At 70.2% G+C, this 26,926-nt stretch carries 27 protein-coding genes; 12 read left to right on the top strand and 15 right to left on the bottom strand.

The genetic code is table 11. The features are described from left to right. Positions 1 to 118: 118 nt before the first annotated feature. The 4 genes from prcA to dop all read right to left on the bottom strand — a co-directional run bounded on the left by prcA (position 119) and on the right by dop (position 3,561). Positions 119 to 880: a proteasome subunit alpha gene (gene prcA / locus ACWDSJ_RS00325; protein ID WP_450028525.1), complete on the bottom strand. Its 762-nt coding sequence runs from the start codon at positions 878 to 880 to the stop codon at positions 119 to 121. Then, positions 877 to 1,731: a proteasome subunit beta gene (gene prcB / locus ACWDSJ_RS00320; protein WP_387357277.1), complete on the bottom strand. Its 855-nt coding sequence runs from the start codon at positions 1,729 to 1,731 to the stop codon at positions 877 to 879. The genes prcA and prcB overlap by 4 nt, the downstream gene beginning before the upstream one ends. Continuing rightward, positions 1,728 to 1,922, bottom strand: coding sequence for a ubiquitin-like protein Pup (locus ACWDSJ_RS00315; protein ID WP_387357275.1), 195 nt, complete (start codon positions 1,920 to 1,922; stop codon positions 1,728 to 1,730). Before ACWDSJ_RS00315 ends, prcB begins: the two co-directional genes overlap by 4 nt. A gap of 139 nt (positions 1,923 to 2,061) precedes the next feature. Next, positions 2,062 to 3,561, bottom strand: a complete 1,500-nt coding sequence (gene dop / locus ACWDSJ_RS00310; protein WP_450028524.1) for a depupylase/deamidase Dop — start codon at positions 3,559 to 3,561, stop codon at positions 2,062 to 2,064. A gap of 144 nt (positions 3,562 to 3,705) precedes the next feature. On the opposite strand from dop, the gene ACWDSJ_RS00305 reads away from it, so the two are divergent. The 3 genes from ACWDSJ_RS00305 (at position 3,706) to ACWDSJ_RS00295 (ending at position 6,799) form a co-directional block, all read left to right on the top strand. Continuing rightward, positions 3,706 to 4,929, top strand: coding sequence for a DUF418 domain-containing protein (locus ACWDSJ_RS00305; protein ID WP_450028523.1), 1,224 nt, complete (start codon positions 3,706 to 3,708; stop codon positions 4,927 to 4,929). A 128-nt stretch (positions 4,930 to 5,057) separates the two neighbouring features. Next, positions 5,058 to 6,107: a permease gene (locus ACWDSJ_RS00300; RefSeq protein ID WP_450028522.1), complete on the top strand. Its 1,050-nt coding sequence runs from the start codon at positions 5,058 to 5,060 to the stop codon at positions 6,105 to 6,107. Continuing rightward, entirely contained in the window at positions 6,104 to 6,799 is a 696-nt protein-coding gene (locus ACWDSJ_RS00295) for a TIGR03943 family putative permease subunit (RefSeq protein WP_450028521.1), read from the top strand. The genes ACWDSJ_RS00300 and ACWDSJ_RS00295 overlap by 4 nt, the downstream gene beginning before the upstream one ends. Before the next feature lie 3 nt (positions 6,800 to 6,802). On the opposite strand, the gene ACWDSJ_RS00290 is transcribed toward ACWDSJ_RS00295, so the two are convergent. Both ACWDSJ_RS00290 and ACWDSJ_RS00285 read right to left on the bottom strand, forming a co-directional pair. After that, positions 6,803 to 7,924: an alpha/beta hydrolase family protein gene (locus ACWDSJ_RS00290; RefSeq protein ID WP_450028520.1), complete on the bottom strand. Its 1,122-nt coding sequence runs from the start codon at positions 7,922 to 7,924 to the stop codon at positions 6,803 to 6,805. A 49-nt stretch (positions 7,925 to 7,973) separates the two neighbouring features. Further along, entirely contained in the window at positions 7,974 to 9,167 is a 1,194-nt protein-coding gene (locus tag ACWDSJ_RS00285) for an MFS transporter (protein ID WP_450028519.1), read from the bottom strand. A gap of 82 nt (positions 9,168 to 9,249) precedes the next feature. On the opposite strand from ACWDSJ_RS00285, the gene ACWDSJ_RS00280 reads away from it, so the two are divergent. After that, positions 9,250 to 9,996, top strand: a complete 747-nt coding sequence (locus ACWDSJ_RS00280; RefSeq protein WP_450028518.1) for an AraC family transcriptional regulator — start codon at positions 9,250 to 9,252, stop codon at positions 9,994 to 9,996. A 64-nt stretch (positions 9,997 to 10,060) separates the two neighbouring features. Here the strand turns inward: ACWDSJ_RS00280 and ACWDSJ_RS00275 are convergent, their stop codons facing one another. Beyond that, positions 10,061 to 10,792: a TetR/AcrR family transcriptional regulator gene (locus ACWDSJ_RS00275; RefSeq protein WP_387357232.1), complete on the bottom strand. Its 732-nt coding sequence runs from the start codon at positions 10,790 to 10,792 to the stop codon at positions 10,061 to 10,063. Positions 10,793 to 10,870: 78 nt separating this feature from the next. Here ACWDSJ_RS00275 and ACWDSJ_RS00270 point away from each other — a divergent pair, with 78 nt between their 5' ends. After that, the gene (locus ACWDSJ_RS00270; RefSeq protein WP_450028517.1) at positions 10,871 to 11,791 is read left to right on the top strand and encodes an AurF N-oxygenase family protein; all 921 of its coding nucleotides are present in this window, start codon (positions 10,871 to 10,873) and stop codon (positions 11,789 to 11,791) included. Further along, positions 11,788 to 12,801 (top strand): DUF4873 domain-containing protein, encoded by a 1,014-nt coding sequence (locus ACWDSJ_RS00265; RefSeq protein ID WP_450028516.1) that lies wholly within the window; start codon positions 11,788 to 11,790, stop codon positions 12,799 to 12,801. The genes ACWDSJ_RS00270 and ACWDSJ_RS00265 overlap by 4 nt, the downstream gene beginning before the upstream one ends. Positions 12,802 to 12,928: 127 nt before the next feature. Here ACWDSJ_RS00265 and ACWDSJ_RS00260 read toward each other — a convergent pair whose 3' ends face one another. Together ACWDSJ_RS00260 and ACWDSJ_RS00255 are read right to left on the bottom strand one after the other, a co-directional pair. Next, positions 12,929 to 13,285: a nuclear transport factor 2 family protein gene (locus ACWDSJ_RS00260; protein ID WP_450028515.1), complete on the bottom strand. Its 357-nt coding sequence runs from the start codon at positions 13,283 to 13,285 to the stop codon at positions 12,929 to 12,931. A 35-nt stretch (positions 13,286 to 13,320) separates the two neighbouring features. After that, positions 13,321 to 13,698, bottom strand: coding sequence for an arsenate reductase family protein (locus tag ACWDSJ_RS00255; RefSeq protein ID WP_450028514.1), 378 nt, complete (start codon positions 13,696 to 13,698; stop codon positions 13,321 to 13,323). 232 nt (positions 13,699 to 13,930) lie between these two features. Between ACWDSJ_RS00255 and ACWDSJ_RS00250 the strand changes: the two genes are divergently transcribed. The 4 genes from ACWDSJ_RS00250 to ACWDSJ_RS00235 all read left to right on the top strand — a co-directional run bounded on the left by ACWDSJ_RS00250 (position 13,931) and on the right by ACWDSJ_RS00235 (position 19,246). Then, complete coding sequence (locus tag ACWDSJ_RS00250; RefSeq protein ID WP_450029005.1) at positions 13,931 to 15,727, top strand: AMP-dependent synthetase/ligase; 1,797 nt, start codon at positions 13,931 to 13,933, stop codon at positions 15,725 to 15,727. Continuing rightward, the gene (locus ACWDSJ_RS00245; protein ID WP_450028513.1) at positions 15,715 to 16,902 is read left to right on the top strand and encodes a PucR family transcriptional regulator; all 1,188 of its coding nucleotides are present in this window, start codon (positions 15,715 to 15,717) and stop codon (positions 16,900 to 16,902) included. Before ACWDSJ_RS00250 ends, ACWDSJ_RS00245 begins: the two co-directional genes overlap by 13 nt. A 161-nt stretch (positions 16,903 to 17,063) precedes the next feature. Then, positions 17,064 to 17,675: a TetR/AcrR family transcriptional regulator gene (locus tag ACWDSJ_RS00240; protein WP_450029004.1), complete on the top strand. Its 612-nt coding sequence runs from the start codon at positions 17,064 to 17,066 to the stop codon at positions 17,673 to 17,675. Between the two features lie 44 nt (positions 17,676 to 17,719). Next, positions 17,720 to 19,246 (top strand): FAD-dependent monooxygenase, encoded by a 1,527-nt coding sequence (locus ACWDSJ_RS00235; RefSeq protein ID WP_450028512.1) that lies wholly within the window; start codon positions 17,720 to 17,722, stop codon positions 19,244 to 19,246. A gap of 144 nt (positions 19,247 to 19,390) precedes the next feature. Here the strand turns inward: ACWDSJ_RS00235 and ACWDSJ_RS00230 are convergent, their stop codons facing one another. The 6 genes from ACWDSJ_RS00230 to ACWDSJ_RS00205 all read right to left on the bottom strand — a co-directional run bounded on the left by ACWDSJ_RS00230 (position 19,391) and on the right by ACWDSJ_RS00205 (position 25,532). Next, entirely contained in the window at positions 19,391 to 20,683 is a 1,293-nt protein-coding gene (locus tag ACWDSJ_RS00230) for a glycoside hydrolase family 1 protein (RefSeq protein ID WP_450028511.1), read from the bottom strand. Positions 20,684 to 20,780: 97 nt separating this feature from the next. Beyond that, positions 20,781 to 21,158: a nitroreductase family deazaflavin-dependent oxidoreductase gene (locus ACWDSJ_RS00225; protein WP_450028510.1), complete on the bottom strand. Its 378-nt coding sequence runs from the start codon at positions 21,156 to 21,158 to the stop codon at positions 20,781 to 20,783. Positions 21,159 to 21,681: 523 nt separating this feature from the next. Next, entirely contained in the window at positions 21,682 to 22,557 is an 876-nt protein-coding gene (locus ACWDSJ_RS00220) for a 5-oxoprolinase subunit C family protein (RefSeq protein ID WP_450028509.1), read from the bottom strand. 255 nt (positions 22,558 to 22,812) lie between these two features. Continuing rightward, positions 22,813 to 23,460 (bottom strand): 5-oxoprolinase subunit B family protein, encoded by a 648-nt coding sequence (locus ACWDSJ_RS00215; protein WP_450028508.1) that lies wholly within the window; start codon positions 23,458 to 23,460, stop codon positions 22,813 to 22,815. Between the two features lie 7 nt (positions 23,461 to 23,467). Continuing rightward, the gene (locus tag ACWDSJ_RS00210) at positions 23,468 to 24,217 is read right to left on the bottom strand and encodes a LamB/YcsF family protein (RefSeq protein ID WP_450028507.1); all 750 of its coding nucleotides are present in this window, start codon (positions 24,215 to 24,217) and stop codon (positions 23,468 to 23,470) included. A gap of 28 nt (positions 24,218 to 24,245) precedes the next feature. After that, the gene (locus ACWDSJ_RS00205) at positions 24,246 to 25,532 is read right to left on the bottom strand and encodes an MFS transporter (RefSeq protein WP_450028506.1); all 1,287 of its coding nucleotides are present in this window, start codon (positions 25,530 to 25,532) and stop codon (positions 24,246 to 24,248) included. Between the two features lie 166 nt (positions 25,533 to 25,698). Between ACWDSJ_RS00205 and ACWDSJ_RS00200 the strand changes: the two genes are divergently transcribed. Beyond that, a complete protein-coding gene (locus ACWDSJ_RS00200; RefSeq protein WP_450028505.1) occupies positions 25,699 to 26,406 on the top strand; it encodes a GntR family transcriptional regulator in 708 nt (235 codons plus the stop codon). Then, positions 26,399 to 26,926, top strand: coding sequence for an NUDIX hydrolase (locus ACWDSJ_RS00195; protein ID WP_450028504.1), 528 nt, complete (start codon positions 26,399 to 26,401; stop codon positions 26,924 to 26,926). Before ACWDSJ_RS00200 ends, ACWDSJ_RS00195 begins: the two co-directional genes overlap by 8 nt.

The following is a 26,926-nucleotide window of genomic DNA, read 5'->3' as shown; positions in this document are numbered from 1 at the left end:
GTCTTCGCAACGATTCCGCCGCGAAGCATCCCGCTGACCGGGCGGGGACAGCGGAAATACGCCGATTCCCCGCGCCCGGGACGACCGGGACGCGGGGAATCGGAGTAGACGGGATCCGCTACGGGTTGGACGGATCTCCCGCCGACGGGGTCTCCGACTCCGAGGAGTCGCCGCTGGGCAGCAGCGCCTCGAGGGCGGGTCCGTTGATCCGGCGGAAGGCCCGGCGCGGCCGGGCTTGCTCGAGGGTCGCCACCTCGAGCGACTGCACGCCGAGGGTGCGCTTGTCCTTGTCCGCGCCCTCCGGGGCGCCCTTCTGCAGGGCCGCCACGGCCACATCGATCGCGGCCTGCAGGTCCAGTCCCGGACGGTAGGACCCCTTGAGCGCGGTGACGATGGGCTCGGTGTTGCCGCCCATCACCACGTACTCTCGCTCGTCGACGATGGATCCGTCGAAGTTGATCCGGAACAGCACCGAATTCGGGTTCTGCTCGGGATAGGCCACCTCGGCGATGCAGATCTCGACCTCGAACGGCTTGAGCTGATCGGTGAAGATCGTGCCCAGCGTCGAGGCGTACATGTTCGCCAGCGCCCGGCCGGTCACATCGCGCCGGTCGTACTGATACCCGCGCAGGTCGGCCTGGAGAATGCCGCCCCGGCGCAGGTTCTCGAACTCGTTGTACTTGCCGACCGCGGCGAACCCCACCCGGTCGTACAGTTCACTCACCTTGTGCAGCGTCGCCGAGGGGTTCTCGGCCACGAACAGCACACCCTTGTCGTACACCAACACCACGACACTGCGGCCCCTCGCGATGCCCTTGCGCGCAAGCTCGGTCTTGTCGCGCATGATCTGCTCGGCCGACGCGTAGTACGGCAGTGTCATGCCTTGGCACTCCTCTCCTCCGCCGTGCGCTCGTCGACGATCGTCCGCGCGATCTCGGCGAGTCGGCCGTCGGAAACCTCTTCGGCCCCTTCGGCATTGATCACGACCGCGGTCGGGAAGATGTTGCGCAGCAGATCCGGCCCACCGGTCGCGGTGTCGTCGTCGGAGGCGTCCAGCAGCGCCTCGACGGCGATGCGCAGGGCGCGGTCCTCATCGATACCGTGCTGGTAGGTCTTCTTCAACGACGTCTTGGCGAACATCGAACCCGAGCCGACCGCGGTGTAGCCGAACCGCTCCTCGCTGCGCCCGCCGACCACGTCGTAGGACACGATGCGCCCGGCCCGGTCCTGATCGGTGGCCTCGAAGTCGTAACCGACCAGGATCGGCACCACGGCCAGGCCCTGCAACGCGGCGGGCAGGTTGTCGCGCACCATCTTCGACAGCTTGTTGGCCTTGCCGTCGAAGGTCAGCGACACGCCCTCGATCTTCTCGTAATGCTCCAACTCCACGGCGAACAGCCGGATCATCTCCACCGCCACGCCCGCGGTACCGGCGATGCCGGCCGCGGAGAACGTGTCGGTGATGTAGACCTTCTCCATGTCGCGGCTGGCCAGCAGGTTGCCCTGGGTGGCACGCCGGTCGCCCGCGATCAGCACGCCGCCGCGGTAGCTCACCGCGACGATCGTGGTGCCGTGCGGGGCGATGTCCTGCGACGACGAACCCCGCGGGACATCGGCGACGCGCCCGAATCCGTTGCCGGACAACAGATCCGGGGCGTGTTCCCGCAGGTATTCGGAGAAGGAGGACAGGGCGTACCCCACGTGGAGCCGCAAGGGGTCACCTGATGTCACTGGCCGCCTTTCTGAACGTACGCGCGCACGAAGTCCTCCGCGTTCTCCTCGAGCACATCATCGATCTCGTCGAGTAGGTCGTCGGTTTCCTCCGCCAGTTTCTCGCGACGCTCCTGACCCGCGGCATCGACGCCGGCGGCGTCGTCGTCCTCGTCGCCACCACCGGCGCGCTTGGTCTGCTCTTGTGCCATAGCAGCCGACCTCCTCTGTACTGATATCGGCGAGCATCGGAGAAAATCCGATGCTCGTACGTCAACACTACCCAGCGGCGACGACAACGGGCCGGATTACACCGCAATGAACCCCCGCCGCAACCGCGTGGCAGCCCGCTCAGGTGGTCAGTTGCTCGACCAGCTGCGCGGCCGTGTCCACCCCGTCGAGCAGCTTGCCGACGTGGGTTTTCGTGCCCCGGCGGGGTTCGAGGGTGGGGATGCGCACCAGCGAATCGCCGCCGAGGTCGAAGATCACCGAATCCCAACTGGCCGCGGCGATGTCGGCGCCGAACCGGCGCAGGCACTCGCCGCGGAAGTAGGCCCGGGTGTCGGTGGGCGGATTGGTCATCGCGTCGAGCACCTCCTGCTCGCTGACCAGCCGCTGCATCGACCCGCGCGCGACGAGCCGGTTGTACAGGCCCTTGTCCAGGCGCACGTCGGAGTACTGGAGGTCGACCAGGTGCAGTTTCGGCGCGGCCCAGCCCAGCCCCTCGCGATTGCGCATGCCCTCGAGCAGGCGCAGTTTGGCGGGCCAGTCCAGCAGGTGGGCGCATTCCATCGGATCGCGCTCGAGCAGGTCGAGCACGTGCGCCCACTTCTCCATGACGTCGGTGACCCGGGAGTCGTCGGTGCCCTGGCGGCTGTGGAACTTCTCCACCCGGTCCAGGTACAGCCGCTGCAACGCCAGGCCGGTGAGTTCGCGCCCGTCGACCAGCGCGACCGTGGCGCGCAGGGTGGGATCGTGGCTGATCTGATGGATCGCGGTGACCGGCCGGGCCAGTTGCAGATCCGACAGGTCCTCCCCCGCCTCGATGAGGTCGAGCACCAGCGCGGTCGAGCCGACCTTCAGATAGGTCGACCACTCCGACAGATTCGCGTCGCCGACGATGACGTGCAGGCGGCGGTACTTGTCGGCGTCGGCGTGCGGTTCGTCGCGGGTGTTGATGATGCCGCGCTTGAGCGTGGTCTCGAGCCCGACCTCGACCTCGATGTAGTCCGCGCGCTGCGACAGCTGGAAGCCGGCCTGGTCGCCGGACTGGCCGATGCCGACCCGCCCCGAACCGCACACCACCTGCCGGGAGACGAAGAACGGGGTGAGCCCGACGATGATCTGATTGAACGGCGTGTCCCGGCTCATCAGATAGTTCTCGTGGGTGCCGTAGGAGGCACCCTTGCCGTCGACGTTGTTCTTGTACAGCTGCATGCGCGGCGCGCCGGGCACGCTGGAGGCGTAGCGGGCCGCGGCCTCCATCACGCGCTCCCCGGCCTTGTCCCAGATGACCGCGTCCAGCGGGTCGGTGACCTCGGGCGCGGAGTATTCGGGGTGGGCGTGGTCGACGTAGAGGCGGGCGCCGTTGGTGAGAATCATATTGGCCGCGCCGACCTCGTCGGCATCGATCACGGGCGCGGGCCCGTTGAGGCGGCCCAGATCGAATCCTCGCGCGTCGCGCAGCGGCGATTCCACCTCGTAGTCCCATCGCGTGCGCTTGGCACGGGGCACTCCGTCGGCCGCCGCGTAGGCGAGCACCGCCTGGGTGGAGGTGAGGATCGGGTTGGCCGAGGGCTCGGAGGGCGTGGAAATGCCGTACTCGACCTCGATTCCGATGATGCGCTGCATGTGTTCGAGCCTATGCGACGTTCGTCCCGCTCGGGCGCGCCCGGGGTGGGCGTGTGCGCGGGCGGCGATGTCGGCCGCAGGTCGTAGGGGATGTCACTCGAAATGGGGATGCGCCCGCCTATACGAGTGTATGAGAATGGGTGGGTGCACGATTCCGCAATCCCTGCCGACCCGAATCCCCTTGCCGCCCCGCCGCGTTCGGCCGCGCGCTTGCCCGCCCTCGATGTCGCGCGGGGCATCGCGATCCTCGGCACGCTGGGCACCAACGTGTGGATCCTCACCCACCCGGCCGGGTTCATCGGCTATCTCGAGGGCGCGGATCGGCCCGAGGGCGCGTGGTTGTGGATCGAACGCGTGCTGCAACAACTCGCCCAGGGCAAGTTCCTGGGCCTGCTGACGATCATGTTCGGCATCGGGCTGGCCATCCAGCGGGGTTCGGCGGTGCGGGCTGGGCGCGCCTGGCCCGGAGGTTATCCGTGGCGGGCGGGGCTGCTGTTCCTGGACGGTCTGGTGAATTTCGTATTCGTCGCCGAATTCGACGTGCTGATGGGGTACGCCGTGACCGGCGCGGTGGTCGCCGTCCTGCTCGCGACGAGCGAACGCGCCCAGCGCCGTTGGCTGCTCGGCCCGGCGGCCGTGCACGTGGCCGTGCTCACCCTCGTCACCCTCGCGATCACCCTTGCGCCGCAAGGCGATCCGGCCCCGCGCCGACCGTTGGATCCGAACCCGTACGCGGACGGTTCGTTCTGGGATCTCGCCGTGTTCCGGCTGGCGAACGCGGGTCTGTTCCGGCTGGAACCGGCCTTCATCTTCCCGATGTCGATCGCGCTGTTCCTGGTGGGGGCGCGGCTGTTTCGGGCCGGATTGTTCGAGCCGCGCGGCGCGCGCCTGCGGCGGCGCCTGCTGATCCTCGGCCTGGCCGTGGCGGCCCCGCTGGATCTGGCGCTGGGCCTGTGGGACGGCGATCTGGTGCTGCTCACCCGCTACGGCACCGCGCCGATCGTGGCGCTCGGTCTGCTCGCGCTGATCGCCGAGACCTACGCGCGGCGGCCGCGGACCGGATGGGCGGGCCGCCGCCTCGCCGAGGTGGGCCGGGTGGCGTTGAGCTGCTACATCCTCCAGAACCTGGTCACCTCGGCGCTGTGCTACGGCTGGGGTCTCGGGCTCGCCGCGCGCGTGTCGCCGAACGAGCGGGTCCCGTTCACGGTCGGGATCTATCTGCTCGTGTGCGCGCTCATGATGGTGTTCGCGCACGCATGGCTGCGCCGTTTCGCGCGGGGGCCGGTGGAATGGTTGTGGCACAAGGGTTATCGACTGCTCGCCCGCGAGGGGCGCGACGCTCCGGCGCCCTCGTCGGTCGCGCGCTGAGCCGGACCCGCCGCCCCGCCGACGGAACTCCTGGCCCGCCCGCCGATGTGCGATCATATGACGGGACTCGCGGCCCACCGTCGCGCCCCGCATGGTCCGTCCGACACTCGTCCACCGGGGGTAGTGCCATGTCGATCCCGCACGTCAGCGGCCCGCCGCTCACCGAGCCGCCCGCGAGCGCGAATCCGCCCGCGCCGCCCCGGCTTCCGCGACTGTTCTCCACCTACGTTCTGGTCGGGCTGCTGGCGGCGGGACTGATCTGGTCCGGACCGCTGGCGGGCTGGGTCGGTTCGTCGGCGCGTTTGCAGACGGCCGCGACGGTGTTCACCGGAGTGTTCGTGCAGGCGGTGCCGTTCCTGGTGCTGGGCGTGCTGGTCAGCGGGACCATCGCCGCGTGGGCGTCACCGGAACTGCTGCGAAAGTTGTTGCCGCGCAACGAGACCGCCGCGATCGGGGTGGCCGGGGTGGCAGGGATGGCGCTGCCCGGATGCGAATGCGGCGTGGTGCCGGTGTCGCGGCGGCTGATGGATCAGGGCGCGCCGAGCGCGGCGGCGTTCGCCTTCCTGTTGTCGGCGCCCGCGGTGAATCCGGTGGTGCTGGTGGCGACCGCGGTCGCGTTTCCCGGCGAGCCGGGCATGGTCGCCGGGCGGTTCGCGGGATCGATGGCCACGGCGTTGGTCGTGGGCTGGCTGTGGGCTCGGTTCGGGCGCCCGGAGTGGTTCACCCCGCGCCCGCACGGCCACGAGCACTGGGCGCCCGGCCGCTCGCGCTGGACGGTGTTCACCGAGGCCGCCCGGCACGACTTCCTGCAATCGGCGGCGTTTCTCGTGATCGGGGCCGCGGCGGCGGCCGCGCTGCACGTCCTGGTCCCGCCGACCTGGTACCGGGAGCTGTCCGGGCAGCCGCTCGTGTCGATCGTGGTGCTGGCCCTGCTGGCGGTGGTCCTGGCCTTGTGCTCGGAGGCGGACGCGTTCGTGGCGGCGAGCATGTCGGGGTTGCCGCTGCTGCCGCGACTGGTGTTCCTCGTGGTGGGTCCGGCGGTGGATGTGAAGCTGTTCGCCATGCAGACCGGCGCGTTCGGCCGCCGGTTCGCGATCCGGTTCGCGCCGTTGACATTCGGGGTGGCGATCGTATGCGGGACGGTCGCGGGGCTGATCTTCCTGGGCGGTGTGCGATGAACCGGGCGGCCCAGAACCTCGTGCTGCTGCTGTTGGGCGGCGCGGTGCTCGATATCGCGCTGGACGGCACCTACCTGCGGTATGTGAAACCGGGACTGCAACCGTATCTGATCCTCAGCGGGGTGGTGTTGCTCGCGCTGGCCGTCGTCGCCATCGTCCGCGACATCCGGAAGGGCTGGGCCGCAACCGATTCCGAGCATCCCGGCCGCGCGCAGTGGCTGCTGCTGGCCCCGATCGCGGCGTTGCTGGTCATCGTCCCGCCCGCGCTGGGCGCGACCTCGGTGCGGTCCGGCACCACCGCCCAGGCCGCCGTCGACTCGGGGGACAAGTTCGCCTTCCCGCCGCTGCCGTCCGGTCCCGCGCCGACCGTGCGGATGGTGGATCTGCTCGACCGCGCCGCCTACGACTCCAGCGGCGAACTCGACCGGCGGGAGATCACCGTGGTCGGCTTCATCGTGCACACGGAGACGGGCGTGGATCTGGCCCGCGTCGTCATCACGTGCTGCGTGGCCGACGCCCAGACGATGTCCGTGCATCTGGGCGGCGATTTCGACAGCCCACCGGACGATACGTGGGTGTCGGTGCGCGGCAAGGTCGTTCCCGATTCGGCGCGGCCGGAGACGAATATGACCCCGACCCTCGACGTGCTCGAGCTGCGGACCGTTCCCGCCCCGGCCCGGGTCTACGGCTGAGGCTCACAGGTACCGCTTCAGGAAGGCCAGTCCCGCGTCGAAGCCCGCGCCCTCGATGGTGTGGTGGTCGGCGTCGAACACGGCGAATTCGAACGGCGTTCCGGCGGCGGACAATTCGGCCGTCAGCGCGAGGGTCATGGGCAGCGGCACCGTCGCGTCGGCCGTGCCCTGCCCGATGAACAGCGGCTGCCGGTACCCGCTCGTCGCCACGCCCAGGTAGGAGGCGAACACGGCGACGGCGGCCGGATCGTCGAGGGGACGCGCCAGCAGATCGGACACGCTCCGATCCCCCACGGCCGCAGGCCAATCCAGCACACAGTACGAGACGATGTCGCTCACCAGCCGCCGCCCCTCGGCGCTGAGGTAGGGCTGGATGTCGAACCCCGGCTGATTCGCCCCGATCGCGGCGAGCAGGGCGGTGACGGTTCCGGTCAGCCCATTCGAGATCTCCGGCGAGGGCAGGCCGGGTCGCGCGATCGGGAGCAGCTTGTCGACATTGGACGGCGGCGACAATGCCGCGGTGGCCCGGAAATCCAGTTCGGGCGCGTACTCGGAGGCGAGATGTCCGGTGCTCAAGGCCGCGTGGCCGCCCTGGGACACCCCGAGCACCGCCCAGCGAGACGACAACTCCCCGAACGCGTTCCGGGCCGCGCGCACCAGATCGATCGTCGCGGTCGCCTCGGTGCGGCCGTTCAGATACGGGTGCACGCCCGGCGACTCCGGGCTCAGACCCAGATAGTCCGGCGCGACCGCCGCGAAGCCCGCGCGGTTGAGCCGCAGCAGCGCGGACGTATCGGCCGGGCCGCCGGTCGGCGAGCGCGGCCCGCAGCGCGCCGACAGCCCGCTTGTCCCGTGATCCCAGGCGATGATCGGCCAGCCCCCGGCGGGCGGGGTGCCCTCCGGGAGGTACAGCAGTCCCGTCGCGGTCGTGGCCCGGCCGTCCAATGCCGGTGTGGCGTAGGTGATCACGTAGCCGCGCTCGGCGCTGTCCCCGCTCGCGGGCAGTGGTTCCACGCGCAGTGGTTCGCCCGGGTTCGTGCCCGGCGGCTCGGCCGAACCCACCGCGGTCGTCGCGAGCACGACGCCCGCCGCGACACACACTGCCCGGAGCCACTGCCCGCTCATGACAACCATCCGACCGATCCGGGGCCCGCCGACCCGCTCAATCATGGCCTCACGATCGATCGACCGCCCGTTCATTCTCCCCCGGCTCGCGCGGGGCCGGTAGCAACGAACCGAACACGATCGCCGCGACCGGAACGAGACACAACACCGTGAGCACCGCCTGCGGGCCGTGCCGATCGGCCAGCACACCCAGCAGCGGGGCCGACAATCCGCCCGCGCTCACCGCCAGGCCGAGGGTGACGCCGGACGCGGTGCCGGGACGCCCCGGCAGATAGTCCTGTCCCAGCTTGACCAGGACCGCGAACGGAATGTTCACGGCCGCACCGGCGATCGCCGCCGACAGCAGGGCCAGCCGCGGCTCCGGCGTCACCCGCAGCAGCACCAACGCGGGCACCGCCGCCAGGCAACCCAGCCGGATCGTGCGCAACATCCCCGCTCGATCCGCGATCCGCCCGCCCAGCAGGGTGCCCGCGACCCCGCCGACCAGGAACGCCGTCAGCGCGGCGTTGCCGAGCGTGCTCGACGCGCCCAGGTGATCGATCCAGTACAGGGCGATGAACGTATTCATCCCGAATGCCACGATCGACCGGACCACCGACACCGCCGTCAAGGCCGTGAACGCCCACCACCGATCCCGCCCCGCCCGCACCCGCGTCCCGGCGTCCCCGGCTCCCCGACGAATCTGATACCGCCACAACAGAATTCCCATGAGCACGGCCGGGGGCACGAAGATCGCGGTCGCGCCCACCCCGAACGACACCAGCGCGGGCGTGGCCAGCGCGGGGGCGAGGAAGAAGCCGACGCTGCCGCCCGCCGCGAACAGGCTCATCCCGGTCGCGCTGTCCCCCGCGTCCCGGCGCGCGTCCCGCCCGGCGGCGGGATGGAAGGCGGCCACGCCGATCCCGGAGATCAGCAACAGCAGCCACACCACCGCGTACCCCGGCGCGAGCCCCGCGAGTCCCGCGCCGATCCCCGCCACCGCCAGTCCCGCCGGGGCCAGCCACAGCAGCCGCCATCGATCGGCGAGAACGCCCAGAAACGGTTGCGGCAGTGAGCTTCCCAGTGTGGCCGCCAGCGCGAGCCCCGAGGCGGCGACATAGCTGTACCCGCGTTCGAGCACGAAGAACGGGATGCTCGCCGAGACGAGTCCCTGATAGAAGTCGTCGACGGCGTGCGCCGCCACCCAGTACCGCATCCGCCGCCACACCGGCGTCACCGGCGCGGCCGCCTCCACCCCGATCATCGGACTCCCTTCCCGCACAGCGTGTTTCGCGTCCCACGCTAGGCGAGAACCGCTTGTCGGGCTTTCGATAAGATGCCAGATTGTGTCGACAACCCGCCACGAACCGATCGCGCCCACCCACACCCGCACGGTGCCGGGACCGGGCCGCATCGATCGGCACCGGCACGACGACCACCAAGTGATCTTCCCCAGCACCGGCGCGACCGAGGTCCGCACGGCCGCGGGCAGCTGGATCGCCCCCGGCGACCGCGCCATCTGGATCCCGGCCGGATGCTGGCACGAACACGAATTCCACGGCCCCACCCGATTCCACACCGTCGGCTTCACCGCGCCCCTGATCCCCGGCCGCGACACCCCGCTCGTCCTGACCGCCACCCCGCTCGTCCGAGAGCTGATCATCGCCTGCACGACCGCCGACGCACTCCCCACCCCGGAACTCGACCGCCTGCGCGCGGTCCTCCTCGACCGTCTCCGCCGCTGCCCCGAACAACCACTGCGCCTGCCCGCTCCCCGCGACCCCCGCCTGCGCGACGCCTGCGCCCTCGTCGACGCCGACCTCACCACCCCCTGGACCCTCGCCGACCTCGGCCGCGCGATCGGCGCCTCCGAGCGCACCCTGACCCGCCTGTTCCGCACCGAACTCGGCATGACCTACCCCCGCTGGCGCACCCAGCTACGCCTCCATCACGCCACCCGACTCCTCGCCGAGGGCCACCCCGTCACCACCACCGCCCACGCCTGCGGCTGGTCCTCCCCCAGCGCCTTCATCGACGTCTACCGCCGCTTCTTCGGCCACACCCCGGGCGCACAACGGTCCGGTGGCTCTTGAGATTCGAACGCGCCCCGGCCTCACAGCATCCCGGTGGCTCCTGAGATTCGGGCGCGCCCCGGCCTCACAACGTCCCGGCGGTTCCCGAAACCTCTTGCGGGCGAGCGGCTTCCGAGTGTGCCAGCAGGTCCGCCACCAGTGTGTCGCGTTGCAAGGGCACGCCGAGGCTGCGGGCGTTGCCCTCGAACAGGGCCAGTACGGACGAGGACAGGATGCCCTCGACCTGGTCGGAGGACAGGGCGGTCGCGGGGTCGGAGCGCCAGCTGTTCACGACCCCGTCCACGAAGCCGATGATGCCGAAGGCCATGGGGCGGGCCCGGTTGGGATCGATGCCGAAGCGCGCCAACGACTTCGCGAACAGGTCGGCCAGTCGTCCGCCGATCCGGTCGCGCGCCCCGGCGAGCGCGTCCCCGCCCGGCGCGGCCCCGGCGAGGAAGCGGTGCAGGTTCGGATGCCGATCCACCCAGCCGACATAGGTGCCGACCGCGCCGCGCACCGCGTCCTTGAGCGTGCCGTCCGCGCGCAGGGTCGGCATCAGCTCCGACAGCAACGAGTCCAGGATCCGGCGGCGGATCTGCTCGTCCAGATCCGGGCGGCCGTCGAAATGCCGGTACACCACCGGGCGCGGCAGCCGCAGGCGGTCGGCGATCTGCTGCACCGACACCTCGACGCCGTTCTCCTCGATCACCGCCACGGCGGCGTCGATCACCTCGGCGCGGCGCTGCTGCTTGTGCCCGTGCCAGCGCGTGCTCCGGCCGTCGAGCCGCGAGCCGGGATCGTCGCTGGATTTGGTCACCTCGCAACGATACCCGGCCCGGTATTGACCGTTACACCATGTCTCACTAATCTGACTGTTACAGCTTGTATCGCATACTTGAGCATCAGGAGAGCCGTCATGGGCAACGACGCCGCACTGCTCGCCGAGGAATCCTTCGCGCAGCGGCTACTGAACGGATCGGTGAAGAAGTCCTACGACCCGATCGTGGACATGGACTGGGACGCGCCGCTGGATCCCGGCAAACTGTTCCTGCCCGCCGAGATCGTCTCGCTCTACGGCACCGAGCTGTGGGAGTCGATGACACCCGGGCAACGACGCGAGCTGTCGCGCCAGGAGCTGGCGAACGTGCTGTCGGTGGGAATCTGGTTCGAGAACCTGCTGAACCGATTGTTGTTGCGGGAGTTGATGAACGGCGATCCGACCAGCCGCCGTTCGCACTACACGCTCACCGAGATGGGCGACGAGTGCCGCCACATGATGATGTTCGGCAAGCTCATCGACCGCATCGAGGCCCGCCCGTACTGGCCCGAACCCGTTGGCCGCCTGGTCATCTCGTCGCTGCAACTGCTGCTGCGCGGCTCCATGGTCTGGGTGGGCGCGCTGGTGGGCGAGGAGATCTTCGACGCCCTGCAACGCAGGACCCTCGACGATCCCGAGTTGCAGCCCCTGGTCTCGCGCGCCATGCGCATCCACGTCACCGAGGAGGCCCGCCACATCGGCTTCGCCCGCGACGCCCTCGCCCGCCGGGTGCCCACCATGTCGAGGGCCGAATTGGCCTACACCCGACTGTGTGTCGCGGTCGCCGCCCCGCTGTTCGTGCACCTGATGACCAACCGGCACATGTACGACCGCGCCGGTCTGGATGGTCACGCCGCCAAACGCGCCGCCCGCGCCAATCCGCACGCCCGCCGCGCCCTCGCCACGGGCGCGGAGAACCTTGGTGCGTTCCTCGACAAGCAGGGTCTCATCGGCCCGGCCGGAAAGTGGCTCTGGCGTCGCCGGGGGCTGCTGGCATGACCGACTGCGAAATCCTCATCAGCACAACGAATCCCGATGCCCTTCGGATCCGCGCCGAGCTGTGCCGCGCGGGATTCACCGTCACCACTTTGGGCACCGACGCGGAACCAGGCCCGCACGGGCGGTCCCGGGCAGCCCGGGTAATCGAGACGCTCGCGGAACGCCGCTTCAGCAGGCGATCTCGGATATCGAGTGGGGACGTCCACACCTCCGCGGGACCGACATCCCCAGCGGATGGCGATCCCCGCACTGGATCCCGGCTCGCCAGTGAGAGCGTCCACGCCGCTGCCGAGCGGGTGATCTCGGCGGAGTTCGACGCGGATGCCGATCGCTGGATGGTGCACACGGCCGAGGGCGGGGTGCTTCGGACGAGGCTGCTGGTCCTCACGCCGTCGCCGGAGATCAGCGTCACAGGGGTCGGCAGGCGGGTGCTCGAAAGGGATTCGAGCGCACTGGCTTTCCTCGGGATCGCCTTGCACGGGTTTCCGAATCTGTTCTTCACGGAACCCCCCGGAGCAAGCAATTTCCGGCCGCCGATCGCGGAACGGGCCGAGGCGGTGCGCGCGTCCGTGGAGATGCTGCGGCACACCGCGAGTACTCGCATCGAGGCCCGCGCGGCCTGCCAGCACGAGTACGCGCGGCTGGTGCGCGGGGGCAGGCATCGGCCGCCGCGACAGGCGCGTCCACACCATTTCGATCTGACGGTCGCAGCGGATCGTGAAGCGCCCCACGAGTATTCGGGCCCAGCGCTGCTCGACGTGCCGGGGGGAGAGATCCCGGTGACCGTCACCCTCAATGGCCACGCCGATCCCATCGACGGCCGGTATCACTGGTACGGACGGGTGGATGGGGATAGCGACCTGCCGGATCCCGGTCGCGCCCAGGTGTTCCTGACGGTGCCGGGCGGCAGCCCGACCGAAGGGCGGTTGCAGGAACGCGATCCGTGGGGCCAGCTGCGGATCGTCGGGGTGGGCGAACCGCCCTTCCCCGCGGCGGCGCACGGCCACTGAGACGAATTTCCCGGCCGCTGCCGGGACGGCGGAGGGCGTACGGCTCGGGTACGGACGCCCTCCGGGACACCGGATTCCGGCATCCCGTGGGCCGATCCCGCCCCGCCGTCCCGATGGCGGCCGAGGGTCAGGCGGGCACCTTGTCCAGGAAGCCGAGGACCCGCTCGATCCGGCCGTCCGCCAGGGTGACCACGTCGAACCCGATCACCAGGGGTTCGGCGTCGGGCGCGCCGAGGAACCAGGTGAGGCGGGCGATGTCGTTGTGCCCATCGACCGGTCCGAGCCGGAACTCCAGGCCCGCGAACTGTTCCTGCGCGCCCGCGATCACGCGATCGATGGCCGCCGTCCCCGCGACCTGGGCCAGCGGGTCGGTGTAGGTGGCCTCCGGGGTGAAGACCTCCGCAATCAGCGCCGTGCGCTTGTCGGCGTCGTGCTCGTTCCAGGAGTCGATGTACCGCTGGGCAATGTTCTCGTATTCGCTCATGGCACAAGCATGTTCGCCGCGGCGGGCGGAGTCGATTACGCGGGAGGTAACACCGAGCGCAACGTCTGCTCGTCGCGCGCGAGCACGGCGCGGCCCGCGGCGGTGGCCACGATCGGGCGCTGGATCAGCTTGGGATGCGCGGCGAGCGCCTCGATCCACCGGTCCCGCTCGGCGGGGGTGCGCGGCCAGTCGGCCACGCCCAGTTCCTTCGCCTCGTCCTCCGCGGTGCGGGTGATGTCCCACGGTTCGAGCCCGAGCCGTTCGAGGATCGTGCGCAGTTCCGCGACACTGGGCGGATTGTCCAGGTAGCGGCGCTCCGTGTAGGCGATGCCCGCCTCGTCGAGGGCCGCCTTGGCCGCGCGGCTCTTGGAACAGCGCGGGTTGTGCCAGATCTCCATCTGCTCCGACGTCATGTCCGCAAGCTACACTGCGCGGCCGCGGCAAACGCGACTCGGGCCGGGCCGTCGCGCCGGTCGTTTGGGCAGTGTGCACAATTCGCAGCGGTGCGGTTCGCACGATTGCATCTGGTGATCACGGTCGTGACAGGGTCTGCTGGAGGGGACGCCGAGGTCGCCGCGGGCACTCGGCCCGGCCACGCAGGGGTAGGTTGTGAGTTCTTCGACGGCGGCGGCCCGTCCGCGCACCATGTGCGAGGCATTCCAGCGCACGGTCGCCCGTCGTCCCGATCTCGTCGCGCTGCGCACCCGCGACGACTCCGTGCGCATCACCTGGCGCGAGTACGGAAATCGGGTGCGCGCCATCGCGATCGGGCTCGCCGCGCACGGCGTGCGACGCGGCGACACCGTCGCGCTCATGCTCACCAACCGGCCCGAGTTCCATCTCTGCGACACCGCGGTCCTGCACGTCGGCGCGACACCGTTCTCGGTCTACAACACCAATCCGGTGGAGCTGCTGGCCTACCAGTTCGGCAATGCCCGACCGCGCGTGGTGATCTGCGAAAAGCGTTTCGCCGCACAGGTTCTCGCCGCGGTGGACGAGGCTGCGGCGCGGGGGTATCGGGTCGAGCGCGTGGTGTGTGTCGACGACGCGCCCGCGGGCACCGTGCCGCTGGCCCAGATCGAGGCCGCCGACGCCCCCGGTTTCGATTTCGAATCCGCTTGGCGCGCGGTCGATCCCGACGACGTGCTGACGATCGTCTACACGTCGGGCACCACCGGGCCGCCGAAGGGTGTGGAGCTGACCCACACCAATTTCATCGAGAACGCCCGCATCATCGACGAATTCGGCGGCGGCGGTCCCGACGACCGGGTGGTGTCCTATCTGCCCGACGCGCACGCCGCCAACCGCTGGTTCGCGCACTACCTCGGACTCCTGGAAGGCGGGCAGATCACCACGGTCCCCGAGTTCAGCCAGGTGGCCGAGGCGCTGGTGGAGGTGCGTCCGACGGTGTTCCTGGGGGTGCCGCGGATCTGGGTGAAGGTCCGCGCCGCGCTCGAGGAAAGGCTCGCGGCCGAGCCGAACCCGCTGCGCCGCAGGCTGATTCGCTGGGCGCTGGCGACCGGCCGGGCGCGGGCACGGGCGCTCTCCGACGGGCGGCGCCCGGGGCCGATCGACCGGGCGCGGCACGCGGTGGCGGACCGGTTCGTGCTCTCGGCCATCCGCGCGCGTCTCGGCCTGGACCAGGTCCGGGTGGCGGTCACCGGGTCGGCGCCCATCCCGCGCGACACCCACGAATTCCTCCTGGGCCTGGGGTTACCGCTGTGCGAGGGCTACGGGATGACCGAATGCACCGCGGGCGCGACGGTCACCCGCCCGGCCCGGATCAAGATCGGAACCGTCGGCACGCCGCTGCCCGGCGCCGAGGTGCGGATCGCCGCCGACGGCGAGGTCCTGGTGCGCGGGCCGATGGTTATGCGGGGGTATCGCGGAGATCCCGAGAAGACCGCGGCCGCAATCGATTCCGAGGGCTGGCTGCACACCGGCGATATCGGCGAACTCGACGAGGAGGGCTTCCTGCGGATCGTCGACCGCAAGAAGGAACTCATCATCAACGCGGCGGGGAAGAACATGTCCCCCACCAATATCGAGAACACCGTCCTCGAGCACACCCCCCTTGCCGGGACGGTCGCGGTCATCGGGGAGGGACGCCCCTACAACACCGCACTCATCTGCCTGGACCCCGATCTGGCGGCCGCCTTCGCCGAACGTCACGATCTGCCCGCCCGCGATATCGCCGCGCTGGCCTCGAATCCCTTGGTGCGCAGCGCTATCGAGGAGGGCGTGGCGGCCGCCAACGCCAGGTTGTCCCGGGTGGAACAGGTGCGGGCGTTCGCGGTGCTGCCGGAGGTCTGGGCGCCCGGCGGCGAGTGTCTCACGGCGACCGGCAAACTCCGGCGCAAACCCATCGCCGCGGCGTATGCCGATACGATCGAATCGCTTTACGCCACACAGCCCGGACGGAGGACGCCGTGGATACGCTGAACCGCGAGGCGGTCATCGAATCCCTGTACCACCGCGCGGGGGTACTCATCCGTGAGTTCTCCGAGTCGATGCAGCCCTACCGCACTTTGCCGCGCTCCCTGGTCGCCTCGGGGGTCGAACGCGGCAGCAAGCTGAACGTCGAGTTGTTCTTCGAATACGCCCGGCACGGGCGCATGCCACCGCCCGAGGAGACCCGGGAGCTGGTGGAGCTCGCCCTCGACCGGGTGCGCGACGGGGAACCGCTCGACGAGGTACTGGGCCGGTACCGGGCGGGTGCGGAATTCGTCTACGGCCGGTTGCGGGCGGCCGCCGATCCCGGGGAACGCGAGGTGCTCGCGGACGCGGCACTTCCCTTGCTGCGCTACGTGACTCATATCGTGGAGCGGATCGCCTCGGCGTGTGTGCGGCGCGCCCACGATCCCCGTTGGGAACTGCTCGAGCGCCGCCGGGGCATCGCCGAGGCCCTGCTCACCGGGCGCGATCCGGTGGAGTGGGCCGACGAACCCGCGATCAGCGTTCCGGACGCGTTCCTGGTCGCGGTGTTCCGCCTCGCCGCGGGCAGCCGCGAACGGCACGGCCTGGACGCCAGCGAACTGCGGCACTGCATCGAGGCCATTCCCGGCGTGTTCCTGCGCCTGGACAGCGGCGGCTGGACCGCCCTGGTCCCCTTACAACCCGGCGACGACGGCTCCGCCACCACCGCGGCCCTGTCCGCGCGCCTGCCCACCCGCGCCCCCGACTCCCCCACCCCCTTCTGGGTCGGCGTCGGCGCGGCCCCCGCCCGCGCCGAGATCCCCACCGTCTTCGCCGAGGCCCGCGTCCTCGCCGAACTCGGCCGCTGCCTCGAACGCCCCGAATCCCTCTGCCGCCGAACCGATCTCCAGTTCGAGTACACCGTCGCCGTCAGCGGCCCCGCCCGCCCCGGCCTCGCCACCGTCCTGGCCCCCCTCGACAATCAACCCCTACTCGCCGAAACCCTGGCCGTCTTCGTCGACACCGGCTTCAACCAACTCGCCACCGCCCGCCTCCTCAACATCCACCGCAACACCGTCACCTACCGCCTGGCCCGAGTCCACGAACTAACCGGCCTCGACCCCCACCGCCCCACCGACGCCATGACCCTCTCCGCCGCCCGCATAGCCCGCCGCCTGGAAACCTCCACCTTCACCCCCTAACCCCGGCAACCCAGCCGCACCCTTTATTCCAATCCGCACCTGTTGCAGGGCTTTACAACGGGTGCGGATTCGAACAAGGGGTGCGGCTGGGTTTTTGCCCGGTGGGAAAGGTTGCCCGGTGGGCAATTTACTGGGAGAGTGGTGGGGTGCGGGATGATGGAGTGCTCGGGTTGCGGGAGCGGAAGAAGCTGGATACTCGGCGGGCGCTGAGTGATGCGGCGTTGGGGCTGGCGTTCGAGCGCGGGGTGGAGAACCTGGTGCGGGAGGACATCGCGGCGCGGGCGGGGGTTTCCGTACGGACGTTCAACAATTACTTCTCCAGCAAGTGGGAAGCGTTGGCGTATCGGCAGGTTGATCGGATGCGGCGGGCCGTGGCGCTGCTGCGGGAGCGGCCGGCCGATGAGCCGATGTGGGAGGCGGTGACCGCGGCGGCCCTCGCGCCCTTGGAGGCCGAGATCGAGGCCACGGGGTACAGGCCGCCGACGCCCGCGCAATTGGCGGAGATCCGCAAGCTCTTCGATATCCCCGAGGCGCGCGCGGCGATGACCCTCGGCCTGGAGGAGGAACTGATCGCCGCCGTCGCCGAACGCAGCGGCACCGAACGGGGGCGGGATCTGTATCCACATCTGGTGGCGAGCGTCGTGGTCGCCGTGTTCCAGTCCACCGTCGAAACCTATGTGAACGCCCAACCGCCGGTCCTGATCACCGACCTACTGCGCCAAGCCTTTTCGCTCGTCACCATCGCACCACCCGAGCCCGATCCCGACGAATAACCGAGCACCACCGAACACCGAAACGACAGGGGGTTCACCTCGTCATGTCCGAAACACGAACCGACGTCCTCATTTCCGGAGCCGGACCCAACGGCCTGCTGCTCGCCGCCGAACTCGCGCTGGCCGGGCTGCGGCCGATCGTCCTCGAGACCGGCCCGGGTCCGGGCACCCAGCCCAAGGCCAACGGCATCGTCGGCCAGGTCCCCCGATTGCTCGATCTGCGCGGCCTGTATCCCGGTGTGCCGCAACCACTTCCGTTCTACATCTTCAGCGGCCTGCCCATGGATTTCGGCAACCTGGCCGACAACCCCATGTACGCCTGGCCGATCCCGCAACCCGAACTCACCGCCCTGCTCGCCGAGCACGCCCGAAATCTCGGCGCCGATATCCGCTGGCAGCACACGCTCACCGAATTCGCCCAGGACGCCAACGAAGTCACCGCCACCATCGACGGCCCGCACGGCGAGCAGCGGTTCACCGCCCGCTATCTGGTCGGCGCGGACGGCGGAAAAAGCCTGGTACGCAAGCGATCCGGCATCGACTTCCCCGGTTTCACCGCTCCCGATCGGGTGAGCCGCGTCGCGCACGCGGAGGTCCCCGGACTGGTGCGCAACGAAAGCGGTTATCTCCTACCGGGATACGGCCCGCTGGCGTGGGGCCACAACTGGACCGAGCGCGGCATGGTCGTCATTGCCGAACTCCAGCCCGGCCGCACGATGGTCGGCACCGTGGAGGACGGGCAGGGCCCGCTCGACGAGGACGCGCCGCTGACCCTCGACGAGATGAGCGAGAGCCTGCGTCGCGTCGTCGGCGTCGACGTCCCGTTGGCCGAACCGTCCTGGCCCGGCCCGCATCAGCGACGGCGTTCGGTCGGCCAGAACACCCGCACCGCCGAACGGTATCGCGACGGCCGGGTATTCCTGGTCGGCGACGCCGCGCACGTCCATTCGGCCATGGGCGGCCCGGGGCTGAACCTGGGCATGCAGGATGTCATGAACCTCGCCTGGAAACTCGCCGCCCGCGTGCGCGGTGACGTCCCGGACGAGATCCTCGACACCTACGACAGCGAACGCCGCCCGCTCGCCGAGCGCGTCATGGTGAGTTCGACGGCCCAAAGTGCCCTCATGGCACCGAATCCCGAGGTCGGCGGCCTGCGACAGCTGTTCGGCGAACTCCTTCGCATCCCCGCCGTCGTCGACCACCTGGCACACCTCATGAGCGGCGCGGACGTCCGCTACGACACCGGCTGCGATCATCCGCTCGCCGGTCTGCTCGTCCCCGACTTCACCGTCACCACCCCCGACGGTCCCGACCGCATCGCTACCCTGCTGCGTTCGGGCCGCCCGCTCCTGCTGACCCGCGACCCGCACCTCGCCGACGAGATCACCGGCTGGTCCGACCGGGTGGACACCCGCACCGCCGCGGAGGCACCCGCGGCGGCCCTGCTCATCCGCCCCGACGGCTATATCGCCTGGGCCACAGACGATTCCACCACGGCGGGCCTGCCCGAGACACTCACCCGCTGGTTCGGCCCGACCCGTTCACTCAGCGCACCAAGCCCCGGAGTCTGACCGTACCCTCACCGCACCGAGGCCCGGAGCCTGACCGTATCCTCACCGCACCAAGCCCCGGAGCCTGACCGTACCCTCAACGCGTCGACGCCCGGCGTCCGACCGAACCCTCACCGTACCGAGCCCCGGAGTCCGCTCGTACCCTCACCGCACCGGATCCACACAGCTGAACGGCGGATCGACGATCGAGCACGGCACCGGCGGGCGGGTGGGCCGATAGTCCGCCGGGACACCGCCGTTCGCGATGATGTCGTGGTAGGCGGGCACCGCGTCGGTGGGTCGGCGGTCGAGGTTCGGATCGGTTTTGACGTCCACGGAATAGAGGCCGAAACGTGGTGAGTACGAACCCCATTCGTAGTTGTCGGTGAGGCTCCAGTAGTTGTAGCCCATGACGTTCATGCCGTCGGCCTTGGCGCGCTGGAGCCAGTAGACGGTGTCGCGGAGATTGTCGGCGCGGGTCCAGCCGTCGTCGCGGGGCTTGTTGTCCTGGGTCGGCATACCGTTCTCGACGATGTAGAGCGGGCGGCCCGGGAACTCGCGGGCGTAGTGGCGCAACGCGTAGTAGATGCCCTCGGGCTGCAAGGGAGCCGCCCACGGGGTGCCGAACAACAATGTGTCGACCGGGGAGGGCAGGCTGCCGTAGTAGTAGTCGATGCCGACGTAGTCGAGTTTGTCGGCGATGCGATTCTCGAACGGCACCGCGGTCACCGACTCGTAGCCGGGGGTGTAGGACACGTTGCTGGTGACCATCGCGCCCGGCTGCCGGGAATGGATGTAGTCGTAGATCGCCCGGTGCGCGGCGACCTGCCGATCGAGCGCGACGCCGATCAGCACCGGGGAGAGATTGCCCTGCGCCACGAAAACCGGTGGGCCCAGGGTCGGTTCGTTGAAGGTGACCCACAGCGGGTCGGCCCCGGCGTAGCGGTCGACCACCCGTCGCGCGTTGGCCAGCCAGTCGTCGACCATGCCCGGATCGGCCCAGCCGCCGCGGTCGACCTCCCAGCCGGGGAACACCCAGTGGTCCAGGGTGATCATCGGGCGCATCCCGGCCGCGCGGATCGCGCCGATCACGTCGTCGTAGAAGGCGAACGCACCCTCGTCCCACGTCCCCGGATTCGGTTGCACCCGCGCCCATTCGACGCTGACCCGGTACACCTTGGAGCCCAGGTCGGCGGCGAGCCGGATGTCATCGCGGTAGCGGTGGTAGAAATCGACGGAATCCCCGTACCGATCCGGTACCCGGCCCGAGTTCGCGTATCGGCTCCAGTTGCTGTCGGGCGCGCTGCCCTCGCTCTGGAACCCGGACGACGCCACGCCCCAGAGGAATTCACCGCCGACCGGCGGCACCGCCTGCGCCCGTGCGGGAGTGAACCCGCCGAAGGCCAGCACGGCCGCCACGGCGAGCGCCAAGGCGGTGGTGGAGCGAAAACCTGTCACGCGTCGAATCACGAGCACAACCTCTCAATTCGTCGAGGACCTCGGGCCTGTCCGTTTGTACCATCTCACAACGGATGCCGGGCGCGGGCCGCGACGGTCAGGCCGGACGCGCCTCGACGTAATATTCCGCGCCGATCGCGCGCAGCGCCGGACGTACGGGCAGCGGCGCCCAACTCGCGGCCGGATCGTGCCGCACCGTGGGATCGGTCAGCGGCAGCGCCCGCCCCGCGGTCTCGAGTTCGAAGTCGCCCGCCGCGAGGATATTCCGTAGCCAATCCGCATCGCGCCCGTAGGTGAGGGCGATCCGATACCGGTCGTCGCGGGCGAAGATCGTCACCGGGGTGCGATAGACCCGCCCGGATCTGCGTCCCTTGTGCACGACGATCCCGAAGGCGGACGACCGGCGCACGAGCGGCCCCGCGACTCGATTGGTGACCCGACGGTTGAACCTGGCCAGCGCCCGCGGCAACGGCATGAGCGTCCTCTCTCGGAAGTCCCTTGCGCCCCACAGGCTACGCCGCCACCCCTCCCCCACGGCCCCGAACGGTCCCGCGGCGCTCGTACGGAACCACCAACGCGGCATCGAGAACATCCTGTGACCGAGCACATGGCCCAGCTACGGTCGCCAAGGCCGGAAACGAATCACGCGGCCGAGCTGAGGGCGGCACCAGTGTCGGCATCGAGAACGTTTCGACAGTGAGCACATGGCCCGGCTAGGGAAGCGAAGGCCGGAAACGGATCACGCGGCCGGGCCGGGGGCGTCGATATCGGCATCGAGAACGTCCCGTCACCGAGCACATGCCCCAGCTAGGGAAGCGAAGGCCGAAAACGGATCACGCGGCCCGGCTTGGCCGAGGGCATCGGCATCGGCGTCGAGAACGTCCTGTCACCGAGCACATGACCCGGCTACGGAAGCCAAGGTCCGAATACGGACCAGCCTCGGCCGAGGGCGTCGATATCGGCATCGAGAACGTCCCGTCACCGAGCACATGACCCGGCTACGAAAGCCAAGGCCGGAAACGGATCACGCGGCCGGGTCGGGCCTGGCCGAGGGCGTCGATGTCGGCGTCGACGACGGTGCCGACGACCGGGTAGCCGCCGGTGATGGGATGGTCGGCGAGGAAGACGACCGGTTGGCCGGACGGGGGGATCTGGATGGCGCCGAGGGGCATGCCCTCGGTGGGGAGTTCGCCGGATACGCTGCGGCGCAAGGGGGGTGCGTCGTCGGGGCGGTCGAGGCGCAGGCCGATGCGGTCGGAGTCGGTGGCGACGCGCCAGTGGCCGGTGAACAGGTCGGTGGGGTTGTGGAACCAGTCGTCGCGGGGGCCGAGGCGGACGCGGACGGGGAGCGGGTCGTCGGTCAGCGCGGCGAGGGGGGCGAGTTCGAGGGTGGGCCAGGTGCGGGGGGCGGGTCCGATGGGGATTTCGTCGCCCGCGCGCAGGGGCTCGGGGCCGAGACCGGCGAGGGTGTCGCGGCTGCGGGAGCCCAGGACGGGCGGGACGTCGATGCCGCCGCGGACGGCGACATAACAGCGCAAACCCGTTGCGGCGACGCCCAATTCGAGCCGCTGTCCCGCCTCGAGGAACAGCACCGACGCCAGCCCCTCCACGCGCCCGTCCACCGTGATCGGCGCGGGCGCCCCCGTCACCGCCACCACCGCGGACCGGGTCGCCTCGAGTCGCAACCGGCCGAGCACGCATTCGATCCCCGCCGCCGATTCGGCATTGCCCACCAGCCGATTCGCCAGCCCCAACGCGCCCCGGTCGACCGCCCCGGACACCCCGACACCCGCGTGAAACCACCCGGCCCGCCCGAGATCCTGCACGGTACTGAACATCCCGGGCGCGAGCACCCGCAACACCGCCTCACCCATGAACGCCTCCCGTCCCCGGCCCGCCCGTACCGGACCAAACCAGCACGAACGGATCAGGACGCTCCGCGCCCACCGCCCTCGCTGCCCGAAACGCACTGCGGCCCAGACCCTGTCGATGCGTCTTGGGCGCACAACGCCCCGCACGACACGTCCCCACCGCACGAGGCCACTCAGTCACGTATGCGCACCCTCCCCGAAGTGCACGAAACGCGCGCGGATCCGGAGGGTATTCCCTTGTCGCACAACGCCATTCATTCACCCGGTCCCTCCCTCGACCCGCACGAACCGCACCGACGCACCGGGCCGCAAGGCGGCCGGTTCAGGACGGTCGAGGTCCCACAGCACGGTGTCCGTCCGGCCGATGATGCGCCAGCCACCCGGGGAGCTGCGGGGGTAGACCGCGCTGTAACCGCCCGCCAAGGCGACCGATCCGGCGGGCACCTTGGTGCGCGAGCGGTCGCGACGCGGGACGGTGAGATCGGCGTCGGGAGATGTGAGGTAACCGAAGCCGGGTGCGAAACCGATGAAGGCGCACTGCCAGAGGTGGTCGGTGTGCCGGGTGATCAGCTCGTCCGCGGAGATGCCCAGGAGTGCGGCGGTTTCGGCGAGGTCGTCACCGTCGTATCGCACCGGGATCTCGAGGGGCGCGGCACCGGGATCGGGGGAAACCGCGTCCCGCTCGGCGAATTCGGCGAGGACATGTTCCAGCCGGTCGGTCACCTTCGCCGGGACGGCGTCGGGGGCGAGGGTCACCAGGACGGTCCGCGCGGCGGGGAGCAGGTCGGCGATACCGGGCAGGGCGTCCGCGCGCAACCGGTCGGTGAGCGCGGCGGGGGTCAGCCGCTGCGGGAGTTCCAGCAGCAGCGCCCGGTCCCCGGCGGGCAGGATGCGGGGGGCGGTCATGCCGTCCTCACGCGAAGGCCGCCAATCGAACGCCCTTGGCGGTCAACGCCTCTCGGATGGAGCGGGCCATGGCGACCGCGCCGGGCGAATCGCCGTGCACACACAGGCTGCGGGCGGGCACGCGCACCGTCGCGCCGTCGACGTCTCGGGTCGCGCCGTCGACCGCGATCGACACCGCTTGGGCCAGCGCGGCTTCCGGGTCGAGCACGCTGCCCGGTTCGGATCGGGAGACGAGGGTCGCGGCGGTAGTGTAGGCGCGGTCGGCGAAACCCTCGGCGTGGAACGGTACGCCCGCGGCCTCAGCGGCGGCCTGCAATCGCGAACCGGGCGGCCCGAGCACGCTCAGCTCCCCGTAGCCCGCGACGGCGGCGATGACCGCCTCGGCCACGGCCGGATCGGATGACGCCGAATGATACAGCGCACCATGTGGTTTCACGTATCGCACCCGGTCGCCCGCGGCCCGGGCGAAGGCGTCGAGGGCGCCGATCTGATACAGCGTCTCGTCGGTCAGCTCGCGCGGCGCGACCGCCATCGCGCGGCGGCCGAAACCGGCCAGGTCGCGGTAGGAGATGTGCGCCCCGATCCGCACCCCGCGCGCCACCGCCAGCTCGCAGGTGCGGCGCATGATCGACGGGTCCCCGGCGTGGAAGCCGCAGGCGATGTTGGCGCTGGTGACGATGTCGAGCAGGGCCTCGTCATCGCCCATCGTCCAGGCGCCGAAACCCTCACCGAGATCGCTGTTCAGATCGATCATCACTCTCCCTCGATTCGTGACATGCCCACGCTCACACCAGTTCTCGCCCGCGCGTCTCCGGCAGGCCGAGCAGCGCCAGCACCGCCAGCGCGTACCCGACCGCACCGAACAGCATCGCACCCGTGAGCCCGAGCGAGGTGCCCGCCAGGTAGCCCACCGCGGTGGGGAACACCGCCCCGACGCCCCGGCCGAAGTTGTAGGTGAAGCCCTGCCCGGTGCCGCGCACCGCGGTCGGGAACAGCTCCGACAGGTACGACCCGAAGCCGGAGAAGATCGCGGAGGTGGCGAAGCCCAGCGGGAATCCGAGCACCAGCACCAGTGTGTCGGCGCCCTGCGGAATCCGGGTGTAGGAGACCATGAACACCACCGACAGTACGGCGAACAGTTGGATATTGCGCTTGCGGCCCAGCCTGTCGGTCAGGATACCGCCGCAGACGTAACCGAGGAACGCGCCGCTGACCACGAAGATCAGATAGCCGCCGGTGCCCACCACGGTCAGGTGCCGCGTCTTCTGCACGTAGGTCGGCAGCCAGGTGGCCAGCGTGTAGTACCCGCCCTGCACCCCGGTCGCCAACAGGGCCGCGAACACGGTGGTGCGCAACAGATCTCGCCGGAAGATCGCGTCGAAGCGGCCGCGTTCGGCCGCGCTCGCCCGCCGTTCGGTGGCCGCGGGCGCGTCGGTGACGCTGCGCCGCACCCATACGATCAGCAGCGCGGGCAGCGCCCCGGTGAAGAACAGCACCCGCCAGGCCACCCGCTCGTCGAACAGCTGGAACACCAGCGTGTACACCCCGACGGCCAGCGCCCAGCCGACCGCCCACGCGCTCTGCACATAGGCCACGGCCCGGCCGCGGTACTCGGGCGGCGCGTACTCCGCGACCAGGATCGCCCCGGCCGCCCACTCGCCGCCGAAGCCGAGTCCCTGTAACGCCCGGAACGCCAGCAGGCTCTCGAAATTCCATGCGAGCCCGCACAATACGGTGAACACCGCGTACATCGCGATGGTCACCTGCAAGGTGCGGACCCGCCCGATGCGGTCGGCCAGCGCGCCCGCGATCGCCCCGCCCAGCGCGGACACCACCAGCGTCACGGTGGTGAGCAGCCCCGAACGACCGGTGCCGATCGCGAAATAGGAGCCGATCGCCCCGAGGGCCAGCGGCAGCACCTGGAAATCGTAGGAGTCCATGCCGTATCCGCCGAAGGCGCCGAAGAAGGCCCGGCGACCGGTGGCGCCCAGGGTGCGGAACCAGTCGAACGGGCGGGTGGTGCGGTCCGCCGGACGCGGACCGCCGGGTGCGGAGATGAAGGAATAGGTCACGATGCCCCCTCCGGGCGAGCGCCGAGCGCGGTGTGTTCCACGTCTCATGGTAAGAATTGTTGAACAATCCCGCAATACTTCGATGGGATCGTTCGCAGGTGGTGATCTTCGACGAGTAGTCTCGAATCCGTCCGCACCGCACGCGAATCGGCTCCCGAGGAGGACCGTGGCGAATCCCGCCGTCGACACCTACGCCCAGCTGGCCGCGCATCGCGGCAAGCTCGACCGCGCGAGCCGCAGCGCACAGGTCGCCGACATCGTCCGCGCCGGCATCCTGGACGGCACCTTCCGGCCGGGCACGCGATTGTCGGAGCGGGATATCTGCGAGGCGCTGACGGTATCGCGCAATACGTTGCGCGAGGCGTTTCGCACGCTGATCGAGGAGCGGCTGGTCACCCACGAGTTGAATCGCGGTGTGTTCGTGCGGGTTCCGACGGTCGAGGACATCGCCGAGGTCTATCGCTGCCGTCGCATCGTGGAGTGCGCGGCGCTGCGCGACCCCGCCGACGCCGATCTCACCCGGGTGCGGACGGCGCTCGAGCGCGCGGAACGCTGTGCGGCGCAGGCGGACTGGACCGGCGTGGGCACCGCGGACGTCGACTTCCATCGCGCGGTGACCGCGCTCAACGGCAGCCGCCTGCTGGATTCGCTGATGTCGGGGGTGTGGAACGAACTGCGGCTGATCTTCCATGTGGTCGCCGATCCGGAGATCTTCCATCGACCGTATCTGCACCGCAATCACGAGGTGTTCGACGCGCTGGCGCGCGGGGAGGGCGCGACCGCGGCGGCGCTGCTGGCCGACTACCTCGGCGACGCGGAGGCGCAGCTGCGCGCGGTGTACGCCGAAGCGCACGACAGGGCCGCGCATGGGTGAGGTGATCGCGGTCTACGACGCCGCCGGGAACCGGACCGGGACGGCCGAACGCGCCCGCGTCTACGCCGAGGGGCTGTGGCACGCGAGCGCGGGCGTGCTGGTGCGTTCCCCGCGCACCGGCCGGATCTACGTGCACCGCCGCACCGAGACCAAGGCGGTCTTCGCCGGAATGCACGACTGCCTCGCGGGCGGGGTGCTCGGCCCCGACGAGGAGCCACGGTCCGCGGCCGCGCGCGAGGTGGGCGAGGAACTGGGCATCACGACGCGAGAGGACGCGCTGACCCCCGCAGCGCGCGTGTCGTGGGACGGCGAGTGGGCGGGACGCCCGATGCGCTGCCACCTGTTCGCCTACACGCTGCCCTACGACGGACCGATCCGCCACCAGCCCGAGGAGATCGCCGACGGCTGGTGGTGGTCCGACACCGAACTCCTCGACCACCTCGCCGACCCGACCTGGCCCTTCGTCCCCGACACCCGCGTGCTGATCCCGCAGCTCATCCCGGCCGCCCGCACCCGCTGA

Source organism: Nocardia sp. NPDC003482, from assembly GCF_053588115.1.
This window is presented reverse-complemented; position numbering and strand designations above follow the sequence as displayed.

What these genes read in the sequence shown, in the direction of transcription:
- ACWDSJ_RS00285 (WP_450028519.1), bottom strand. Translation starts at nt 9,167, where the DNA reads ATGATCGGGGTGGAGGCGGCCGCGCCGGTGACGCCGGTGTGGCGGCGG.
- ACWDSJ_RS00220 (WP_450028509.1), bottom strand. Translation starts at nt 22,557, where the DNA reads ATGGGTGAGGCGGTGTTGCGGGTGCTCGCGCCCGGGATGTTCAGTACC.
- ACWDSJ_RS00290 (WP_450028520.1), bottom strand. Translation starts at nt 7,924, where the DNA reads ATGAGCGGGCAGTGGCTCCGGGCAGTGTGTGTCGCGGCGGGCGTCGTG.
- ACWDSJ_RS00225 (WP_450028510.1), bottom strand. Translation starts at nt 21,158, where the DNA reads ATGCCGTTGCCGCGGGCGCTGGCCAGGTTCAACCGTCGGGTCACCAAT.
- ACWDSJ_RS00265 (WP_450028516.1), top strand. Translation starts at nt 11,788, where the DNA reads ATGACCGACTGCGAAATCCTCATCAGCACAACGAATCCCGATGCCCTT.
- ACWDSJ_RS00235 (WP_450028512.1), top strand. Translation starts at nt 17,720, where the DNA reads ATGTCCGAAACACGAACCGACGTCCTCATTTCCGGAGCCGGACCCAAC.
- prcA (WP_450028525.1), bottom strand. Translation starts at nt 880, where the DNA reads ATGACACTGCCGTACTACGCGTCGGCCGAGCAGATCATGCGCGACAAG.
- ACWDSJ_RS00195 (WP_450028504.1), top strand. Translation starts at nt 26,399, where the DNA reads ATGGGTGAGGTGATCGCGGTCTACGACGCCGCCGGGAACCGGACCGGG.
- ACWDSJ_RS00300 (WP_450028522.1), top strand. Translation starts at nt 5,058, where the DNA reads ATGTCGATCCCGCACGTCAGCGGCCCGCCGCTCACCGAGCCGCCCGCG.
- ACWDSJ_RS00215 (WP_450028508.1), bottom strand. Translation starts at nt 23,460, where the DNA reads ATGACCGCCCCCCGCATCCTGCCCGCCGGGGACCGGGCGCTGCTGCTG.
- ACWDSJ_RS00250 (WP_450029005.1), top strand. Translation starts at nt 13,931, where the DNA reads ATGTGCGAGGCATTCCAGCGCACGGTCGCCCGTCGTCCCGATCTCGTC.
- dop (WP_450028524.1), bottom strand. Translation starts at nt 3,561, where the DNA reads ATGCAGCGCATCATCGGAATCGAGGTCGAGTACGGCATTTCCACGCCC.
- ACWDSJ_RS00255 (WP_450028514.1), bottom strand. Translation starts at nt 13,698, where the DNA reads ATGACGTCGGAGCAGATGGAGATCTGGCACAACCCGCGCTGTTCCAAG.
- ACWDSJ_RS00260 (WP_450028515.1), bottom strand. Translation starts at nt 13,285, where the DNA reads ATGAGCGAATACGAGAACATTGCCCAGCGGTACATCGACTCCTGGAAC.
- ACWDSJ_RS00295 (WP_450028521.1), top strand. Translation starts at nt 6,104, where the DNA reads ATGAACCGGGCGGCCCAGAACCTCGTGCTGCTGCTGTTGGGCGGCGCG.
- ACWDSJ_RS00315 (WP_387357275.1), bottom strand. Translation starts at nt 1,922, where the DNA reads ATGGCACAAGAGCAGACCAAGCGCGCCGGTGGTGGCGACGAGGACGAC.